Origin of the sequence: Enterococcus sp. NBRC 3427 (assembly GCF_007996925.1) — a bacterium.
GTDB classification, from domain to species: Bacteria; Bacillota; Bacilli; order Lactobacillales; family Enterococcaceae; genus Enterococcus_B; species Enterococcus_B lactis.
In genome coordinates, this window is record NZ_BJLL01000028.1 from 22,626 (window position 1) to 31,252 (window position 8,627).

8 protein-coding genes are annotated in these 8,627 nt (G+C 42.0%); 7 read left to right on the forward strand and 1 reads right to left on the reverse strand.

What is annotated here, in order from left to right:
* Positions 1-15 precede the first annotated feature (15 nt).
* From ESP02_RS07730 to msrA, 5 genes are all read left to right on the forward strand, one after another.
* Complete coding sequence (locus tag ESP02_RS07730; RefSeq protein ID WP_002373845.1) at positions 16-1,041, forward strand: Gfo/Idh/MocA family protein; 1,026 nt, start codon at positions 16-18, stop codon at positions 1,039-1,041.
* Positions 1,038-3,221 carry a glycoside hydrolase family 65 protein gene (locus ESP02_RS07735; protein ID WP_038399167.1) on the forward strand — a complete coding sequence of 728 codons (2,184 nt, stop codon included), beginning with the start codon at positions 1,038-1,040 and terminating at the stop codon, positions 3,219-3,221. The genes ESP02_RS07730 and ESP02_RS07735 overlap by 4 nt, the downstream gene beginning before the upstream one ends.
* Entirely contained in the window at positions 3,221-4,351 is a 1,131-nt protein-coding gene (locus ESP02_RS07740; protein ID WP_038399165.1) for a glycerate kinase, read from the forward strand. Before ESP02_RS07735 ends, ESP02_RS07740 begins: the two co-directional genes overlap by 1 nt.
* Positions 4,348-5,025 carry a beta-phosphoglucomutase gene (gene pgmB, locus ESP02_RS07745; protein WP_002373840.1) on the forward strand — a complete coding sequence of 226 codons (678 nt, stop codon included), beginning with the start codon at positions 4,348-4,350 and terminating at the stop codon, positions 5,023-5,025. The genes ESP02_RS07740 and pgmB overlap by 4 nt, the downstream gene beginning before the upstream one ends.
* 83 nt (positions 5,026-5,108) lie before the next feature.
* The gene (gene msrA, locus ESP02_RS07750) at positions 5,109-5,636 is read left to right on the forward strand and encodes a peptide-methionine (S)-S-oxide reductase MsrA (protein WP_002373839.1); all 528 of its coding nucleotides are present in this window, start codon (positions 5,109-5,111) and stop codon (positions 5,634-5,636) included.
* 71 nt (positions 5,637-5,707) lie between these two features.
* On the opposite strand, the gene ESP02_RS07755 is transcribed toward msrA, so the two are convergent.
* The gene (locus ESP02_RS07755) at positions 5,708-6,394 is read right to left on the reverse strand and encodes an A24 family peptidase (RefSeq protein ID WP_002373838.1); all 687 of its coding nucleotides are present in this window, start codon (positions 6,392-6,394) and stop codon (positions 5,708-5,710) included.
* A gap of 79 nt (positions 6,395-6,473) precedes the next feature.
* Between ESP02_RS07755 and ESP02_RS07760 the strand changes: the two genes are divergently transcribed.
* Complete coding sequence (locus ESP02_RS07760) at positions 6,474-8,012, forward strand: gluconokinase (protein WP_002345621.1); 1,539 nt, start codon at positions 6,474-6,476, stop codon at positions 8,010-8,012.
* A 119-nt stretch (positions 8,013-8,131) separates the two neighbouring features.
* Complete coding sequence (locus tag ESP02_RS07765) at positions 8,132-8,599, forward strand: DNA starvation/stationary phase protection protein (RefSeq protein WP_002310545.1); 468 nt, start codon at positions 8,132-8,134, stop codon at positions 8,597-8,599.
* Positions 8,600-8,627 lie beyond the last annotated feature (28 nt).

Here is an 8,627-nt window from a genome sequence, read left to right on the forward strand (position 1 = left end):
AGGAGGGAGAAATAAATGAAGAAAGTAGCAATCATAGGCGCTGGACAAGTAGCAGAAAAAGTACATGCTGCTTATTATCAAAAAAGATCAGATGTCTTAGAATTGGTCGCTGTGGTTGATCCAGTCAGCCAGCGAGCAGAAGACTTTTGCCGACGTACAGGATTTTCTCATGCGTATACATCAGTTACACAAATGCTGAATGAGATTTCTCCCGATATCGTGAGTGTCTGTACACCCAATCGATTTCACTTCGAACATGTATTGGCTGCCCTCGAAGCTAATGCTTCAGTGATGTGCGAGAAACCACCAGCTATGACAGCTGATCAAGCAAGAAAGATGGCAGAGACAGCCGATAAACACGGGCAGATTTTGGCTTATGGATTCCAGCATCGTTTTTCTGACGAAGCAACAATGATCAAGAATCATCTTGATGTTCTCGGGGATATTTATTACGTCGAAGCGAATGCGCTTCGTCGGTCTGGTGTTCCAGGCTGGGGAACGTTTATCGACAAAGAACTTCAAGGAGGCGGGCCTTTGATCGATTATGGCATTCACATGCTTGATGCAGCGATGTATATTACTGGATTTCCTAAAGTAAAAAACGTTCGGGCGTACAGCTTCCAAAAAATTGGTACGAAAAAAAATTCAGGGAAATTCGGGAAATGGGATCCAAGCAAATTCAAAGTAGAAGATGCAATTTTTGGCACACTGGAATTAGAAAACGGCAAGATCATCCAACTGAATACTTCGTTTGCTTTGAATATTAGAGAAGACAAACTGAATGTGGCTTTTTGTGGCGATCAGGCAGGTGCTAATCTGTATCCAGGCGAACTATTCGAAGATGTAGATGGAAAGCTGGTTTCCTTACAAAAGACCACACCAGTTAATGACCCACATGAACTAAGTATGGCTCATTTTGTGAATCGGGCGCTCGGTGACCAGACTCAGATGATTGCAGATGGCTGGCAAGGATATGTCATCCAGAATCTGGTGGAAAATTTATATCGTTCGGCAGAAACAGGAGAAGTTATTACCTTATGAAAGTAGAAGAAAAACAATTTGATTTAGAGTATATCAATAAGTATGCGAGTCAGATGACCATTGGAAATGGATTTTTTGGTATCAGAGGAAGCCAGGAGGAAGACTATCGGAATCAAGTAAGGGGAATGTTTGCAGCTGGTGTATATAACCGACCTTTAGGAGCAGAATCAGCCGAGTTAGTGAATCTTCCAGATGTCATCAGATGGGAAATAAAAATCGACGGTGAACATTTTTCTCTTGAGACGATGAAAGTTCTTGCATACGAGCGGGCACTAGATTTAGAAATGGGAGAGCTTAAACGCTATGCGCTCATTGAAACTGCTCAAGGAAAAAAAGTGGAAGTCATTACTTGTCGTGTTGCTGATCAAAATAATCTCCATCAGGCAGCCCTGAAAGTGGTCATCAAGCCGTTGACCGAAGACTGCCAAGTAGATGTGAAAACGGGTATCGATGGACAGCAAACCAATTTTGGTACACAGCAGTTGGTTGAAAAAGAACTGCGAGTATTTGGTGACGATTTGATCAGTGCATCCTACCAGACAACAGAAAGTAAAATTGATATTGGGATTGCAGCTAAATTCAATAAAGCAGGTGTATTCCAAGCAAAAAATCGCCGGATCACCGCTTCCTTTTCAGAAAAGATCAGAAAAAATACGTCCTTTACGCTGGAGAAGATCATCGTGCTCTCTACCTCTCTTCAGCAAACAGACCCATTTGAGAAAAACATTGTCCAAGCACAAAAAAGCGTTAGTTATACAGAAATTTTAGAGCAGTCGATGGCTTATTGGGCAGATTTTTGGCATCAGCATCGGATAACGATCCAAGGCGATTCTTCTTTCGATCAGTTAGCGATGGACTTCTCTGCTTACCATTTACAGATTATGACTCCTCGCAATGATCCAAGTGTCAGTGTAGGGGCGAAGGGACTAACTGGCGAAGGTTATAAAGGTCATGTTTTCTGGGATACGGAAATTTTTATCCTGCCTTTCTTTTTATACCAGTTTCCTGAAGTAGCAAGGAATTTGCTGCTATATCGTTATGATCGATTAGAAGGCGCACGGCAAAAAGCAAGAGATCATCACTATCAAGGTGCACTTTTTCCGTGGGAGAGCGCGCACACTGGTCAGGAAGAGACACCCAAATTTGCTGCATTGAATATCAAAACCGGAACAAGACAAGAAGTTGCTTCAGCTGCCGCAGAACACCATATCAGTGCAGACCTTGCTTATGCCGTTCAAGAGTATGTCCAAGCAACAGAGGATCAATCGTTTTTAGAAACCAAGGGAAAAACGCTCATTCATGAAACAGCGGCTTTTTGGCTGAGCAGAGCTGTAAAAGTCGATGATCATTTAGAGATACACAGAGTCATTGGTCCAGATGAATACACAGAATATATCGACAATAATGCATATACGAACTATCTGGCGCATTATAATGTGGCCTTAGCTGTCAAATATCAAGCTGGCGATCCGCTTTTTTTGAAAGAATGTCAAAATTTTTTAGACAAGTTATATTTGCCAGTGCCTAACAAAGAACAGCTGATTCCGCAAGATGACACGTATCTCAGCAAGCCAGTTATTGATTTGACCACTTACAAAGAACGTCCTGGCAGCCAGTCTATTTTACTTGATTATGCCCGTAGCGAAGTAAATGAACTCCAAGTCAGCAAGCAAGCAGATCTTGTTATGTTGTTATACCTATTACCTGAGTATTTTTCTCAACCAATCGTTTCTAAGAATTTGCGTTACTATGAGAACAAAACGATCCACGACTCATCGTTGAGTAAAGCGATTCACGCCATAGAGGCTTGCCGTATCCAAGAAATGGAATGGGCGTATCGTTTATTCCAAGAAGCGTGCCTGATTGATTTAGGACCAGATCCGCATTCATCAGATGACGGAATTCATGCTGCTTCATTAGGAGCACTATGGCTAGCAGTTATATTTGGTTTTTCAGGTATTACAGTAACGAATGGAACTCTTTCAGTTTCTCCAAGACTTCCTTCAGCATGGGAAAAAATTTCTTTTCCTTTTATTTGGAAAAATCACAGGTTGCTGTTCGTCTTGACAAAAAAACAAATAGTAATAAAAAAAGAGACGAAAGAAACATTACCTATTTTTGTCAATGGAGACCAATACCAGCTGGAAAAAGAACTGATCTTGGAACGGAGGGAAAAATAATGCGTATTCTGATTGCGCCAGATTCTTTCAAAGAAAGTCTGACAGCCTTAGAGGCAGCACAAGCCATTCGATCAGGTTTCCAAGAAGTTTTTGTTCAGGCTGAATATGATCTGCTACCCATAGGCGATGGAGGGGAAGGAACGGTTTCAACTTTAGCAGCCAGTTTGAGGTTGAAGCAGCAAACAGCAGTCGTTACTAATGCATTTGGCAAAAACAAAGAAATCCAGTACGCTTCAGACGGTCAAACCGCGATTTTTGAAATGGCAGAAATCGTCGGATTGAAAGATGTCCCATTAAACCAACGACAGCCACTTAGGTTATCCACGCGAGGAGTAGGAGAACTGATTCGACAATTGTTGCAACAAGGTGTTCGACACATCATCATCGGCGTTGGCGGAAGTAGTACCAACGATGGCGGCATCGGCATGGCAGAAGGCCTAGGTTATGCTTTTTACGATCAAGATAATCAAAAAGTAGAAGCACTGGGAGAAAATCTAGGTAAAATTGCTACAGTCGATAAAACGAACGTGCCTATCGAGTTGACTAAAGCCAAAATCACTGTCATTACTGATGTTACTAATCTTTTATGCGGAAAAGAAGGCGCTTCTTTTGTTTTCGGACCACAAAAAGGCTTGAAAGAAAATGAACTAGCAGTAGCTGACCAAGCCATGCATGATTTTTACATGAGATTTGCCCCTCAAGTAATCGAGGTATCGGGCAGTGGTGCTGGTGGTGGCATGGGTGCAGGACTATTAGCATTTGCTTCAGGGAAAATAGTCTCTGGCATCGACTACGTATTGGATTTGCTGGAGTTCGATAAACGGGTACAGCAAGCAGATCTCGTAATCGTAGGCGAAGGGCGTCTGGATGGACAAAGTCTAAAAGGAAAAGCGCCAGTTGGGATTGCTAGAAGAGTACCAGAGGGCGTTCCTGTGATAGCTATTTGCGGAAGTGTTGGTAAAGGAAGCGAAAAAGCAGCAGATGTTGGCATTTCGGCCGTTTTTCCGATCCTTCCTGCAGCTGTCCCTTTACAAGAAGCTTTACAGCAAGCCACTGATAATCTGCATCGTGCAGCTAAAAACATCGCATCTTTACTTCAAGTCGTTCATTTTCAAGGAGGAAATCGATGAAAATCAAAGCAGCACTATTCGATTTAGATGGCGTTCTTGTAGACACAGCTCGTTATCATTACGAAGCGTGGCTGGTTTTAGCTAACCAACTGTCCATTCCATTCACTGAGAAAGAAAACGAGCAGCTGAAAGGGATATCCAGAACCGAGTCACTGGAGCGATTGCTGTCATTTGGAAAAATGGAACAGAAATTCTCAGAAAAAGAGAAATCAGCCTTTGCTGAGCAAAAAAACAATCTATATCTTCAAGCGATTCAAAAAATGGATGAAACCTCCGTTTTGCCTGGTGCAATAGCTGTTCTTGAGTACTTGAAAAAAACAAACATCAAGATTGGATTGGGATCAGCAAGCAAAAATGCACGCCTCATTTTAGAAAAAACGAATTTGACAAGTTATTTTGATGTCATTATTGACGGCACGCAAGTATCAAAAGCAAAACCTGATCCAGAAGTTTTTCTCAAAGGAGCACAGCAATTGAATGTACCGCCAAATGCATGCTTGGTCATTGAAGATTCAGAAGCTGGCTGTCAAGCAGCTTTGGCTGGTAACATGCATGTATTGGGAATAGGTGAAAACATAAATCTTCCTTCTGCTGAATATGTGATTCCTGATTTAACCGTTTTTGATCAAGTACGTTCGTTTTGGCATTTATCAGAAGCCGTATCACGTGTATAATAGTTTCCGTTTTTTCTGTCACAAGCAAAACGTTATCCTCCTTTTGGAAATCAAGGTATGATGAGAAAAAAGGGGGATTTTATATGACAAAAAAAGCAGTTTTCGCAGGCGGATGCTTTTGGTGTATGGTCAAACCATTTGAAGAGCAGCCAGGGATCATTTCTGTGACATCCGGTTATACAGGCGGGCATGTACCAAATCCAACTTACGAACAAGTAACAACAGGCACAACAGGGCATACAGAAGCCGTAGAGATCGAATATGACCCAGAAGTTATTTCTTATGATCAGTTGGTGGAAATCTATTGGCAGCAAACCGATCCGACTGACGCGTTAGGACAGTTCGCTGATCGTGGTGATTCTTATCGACCAGTGATCTACTATAGTGATGAAGAAGAACGAAGCATTGCAGAGCGTTCAAAACAAGCATTGCAAGACAGCGGGCGATTCGATAAGCCAATCGTGACAAAAATCGAACCAAGAAGCGAATTTTATCCTGCAGAAGATTACCATCAGGATTATTACAAGAAAAACAAGCTCCATTACAATCTTTATCGAGAAGGTTCTGGACGTGCCGGTTTCATTCGTCGACATTGGGGAGGCAAGAAATAAGAAGCCGAAAAAGCTACTTTTGGAACACCGTATATCAGAGGTTGTGACAAGTCGTTTGTCACAACCTTTTTTCAATACCTAAAATGAAGGACGATCAGCAATGCACTACTCAAAAAAGGAATGAAAGGCAGCTTTTCCAACTTTTTTTTATGACAGATAAAGTAAACAGAAAAAACGGTTATTCCAAACAGGCTAGCCAGAAACAAGACCTGAAGCAACTCTTCCAGAGACAAGCCCCCACTCCAAGAAAGCACCAACAGAGTATCGCCAGCTCCGAGATAGGATTGACCATAGCGAAGGCATGCACTGCCTACGATGAACGTTAACAGCACACTTTGCCATTGGAAAACGCCGTCCTGCAACCAAAAAATCCATAAGACTGCCCAGGAGCAGAATAGCGTGTGAGAATGGACCATGAAGTAAAACAAGTCCATCAACGAAAATAGCAAAGCCGAAAGCACCCAAATGAACGTCGAAAAATTTCTTGCGGAAGAAAAAGTAAAGAACCAGGCAAAAAGACCACCACATAAGACTTCTGCCAACAAATAGTAGAAGGGCAACCGACACCGGCAATAGCGGCAGCGAAATCGTTGGACGATGATCGAGAGAATCGGAATCAATTCATACCAAGAAAGCGAACGACAGCATTTGACACAATGAGATCTAGGATAAATAATAGAGTGACCTAACGGAATCCGCTGGGCGGTTAAACATAAAAATGACCCGATACAGCAACCAATGATAAAATAAAGTAACACGCCATCTCCCCCTTTTCAAAACCAAGATACGCAAGCTTAAACTAAATTTTTGTACATACATAAAATTTGAGGTGAAAAAATGAACGTTTCAATCGGATTAGATATCGGAACCACACAAACCAAAGCAGTTGCTTTCACAGATGAAGCCCAAGAAGCAGCATCCGCTTATTTTCGCTACCCTTTGATCCAAGAAACACAAGGGATGGCAGAACAAGATCAGGAATTGATCTTTCAAGGCGTCTGCACCGTTATAAAAGAAGTAATTAAACAGTTGCCTTCAGACACGACCATTCAATTTGTCTCCTTCTCCTCTGCGATGCATAGCCTGATATTGTTGGATGAAGAGAAAACACCGTTATCTCGAATGATCACTTGGGCAGATAACCGAGCAGCGGACGAAGCAGAAAAACTGAAATATACCGTTCTTGGCAAAGAATTTTATCGGCAGACTGGGACACCGATTCATCCAATGACACCATTGAACAAAATCAAGTGGCTGCAAAACAGCCAACCTGAATTATTCAAAAAAACTGCTTATTTTGTCGGTATCAAAGACTATATCTTTTATAGATTGTTTGGCGAACTGATCAGCGACTACGGAACAGCTTCAGGAACTGGATACTTTGATATCCATGAATTCCAATGGGCAGAAGAAGTGCTTGACTACTTGGACATTCGGACAGAACAATTGCCGCAAGTATTTCCTTCCACCTATCAAGTAACAGGTCTACCGTCAGAAACAGCAGCAGAACTAGGTTTACCAAATGATATATCATTTGTTTTGGGAGGGGCAGACGGGCCGCTTTCTAATCTAGGGTTAGGTGCTTTTGGTGATACGATCGCCGCTTTGACCGTAGGAACGAGCGGAGCACTTCGTTTTATTACTACTCAGCCTCAGTTCCATCCAGAAATGGAGACGTTTTGTTATGTTCTGGATCAGAAACATTGGGTAGTGGGAGGAGCGACTAGCAATGGAGCTGGCATCTTTGATTGGGCAGGGCATACATTTTTACAGGAAGTCGTTCAATCTGCTAAAGAAAAAGGTGAAAATCCATATGATGCACTGCTTTCGGCTATCGCTTTTGTGCCAGCGGGTGCCAATGGTCTGATTTTTCATCCCTATTTGCTTGGCGAGCGAGCACCGCTTTGGGACGCAGATGCGTTTGGCAGTTTTATCGGCTTACAGCGGCAACATACAGAAAAAGAAATGATGAAGGCGATTCTAGAAGGAATCTGTCTCAACCTTTATCGGATTTTAAAAGGAGTTTGCCAAGAAAATCAGCTCACAGAGATCCGTGCTACAGGCGGGTTTGCTCAATCTCCGATTTTTCGTCAGATGATGGCTGATGTACTGGGTTACCCGCTTGTTTTCCCTACTGTCACAGAAGCATCCGCATTAGGAGCTGTGATTTTAGGCTGGCGAAGCATCGGAAAGATTCAAAGTATCAGTGAAGCACAGGAATTGATAGAATTGAAAGAGCAAGTCGGAGTACAAGAAAACGATCATAAAAAATATCAGAAAATCTATCCATTATTTGTTTCGACACAAAAGCATTTAGCACAGACTTATCAGCAATTTGCTCAACTGCGAGAAGAATTAGCTGATTCTGAAAAATGATTGGCTTTACGGATAAAAAAGCGAAATGAAAATCGTTCTCAGGTAAAGGATTTTGTTGTACTTTTCATTGAAAGTCTACTATTATTTTAAGTGTAAGAAAATGTTAGGAGGCAAGAAAGATGAAATTCCAACAAACCAAAGAAGTATTAAATCAATTAGTTGCAGATCTAAGCCAAATGTCTGTTGTTGTTCACCAAACACATTGGTACATGAGAGGTCCAGGTTTCCTTACATTGCACCCAATGATGGATGAGTTCATGGATGATTTGAACGCTCAGTTAGATGAAGTATCCGAACGCTTGATCACATTAGACGGTTCTCCTTATTCTACATTGCGTGAATTTGCAGATAACACGAAAATCCCTGATGAAGTAGGACGTTGGGACCGCACGATTCCTGAACGTTTGGAAACACTTGTTGCAGGCTACCGCTATCTAGCAGATCTTTACCAAAAAGGAATCGAAGTTTCTGGAGAAGAAGGCGACGATCCAACACAAGATATCTTTATCGAATTCAAAACAGCTACAGAAAAACGTATCTGGATGATCCAAGCTCATCTAGGCAAGGCGCCAGAGATCGACGCGTAAAAACTGTTGTTGAACTTGACCGAAAAAT

Excerpts from the sequence above, each read along its gene's own strand:
- ESP02_RS07760 (WP_002345621.1), top strand. The coding sequence starts at position 6,474 with ATGAACGTTTCAATCGGATTAGATATCGGAACCACACAAACCAAAGCA.
- ESP02_RS07735 (WP_038399167.1), top strand. The coding sequence starts at position 1,038 with ATGAAAGTAGAAGAAAAACAATTTGATTTAGAGTATATCAATAAGTAT.
- ESP02_RS07740 (WP_038399165.1), top strand. The coding sequence starts at position 3,221 with ATGCGTATTCTGATTGCGCCAGATTCTTTCAAAGAAAGTCTGACAGCC.
- ESP02_RS07765 (WP_002310545.1), top strand. The coding sequence starts at position 8,132 with ATGAAATTCCAACAAACCAAAGAAGTATTAAATCAATTAGTTGCAGAT.
- msrA (WP_002373839.1), top strand. The coding sequence starts at position 5,109 with ATGACAAAAAAAGCAGTTTTCGCAGGCGGATGCTTTTGGTGTATGGTC.
- pgmB (WP_002373840.1), top strand. The coding sequence starts at position 4,348 with ATGAAAATCAAAGCAGCACTATTCGATTTAGATGGCGTTCTTGTAGAC.
- ESP02_RS07730 (WP_002373845.1), top strand. The coding sequence starts at position 16 with ATGAAGAAAGTAGCAATCATAGGCGCTGGACAAGTAGCAGAAAAAGTA.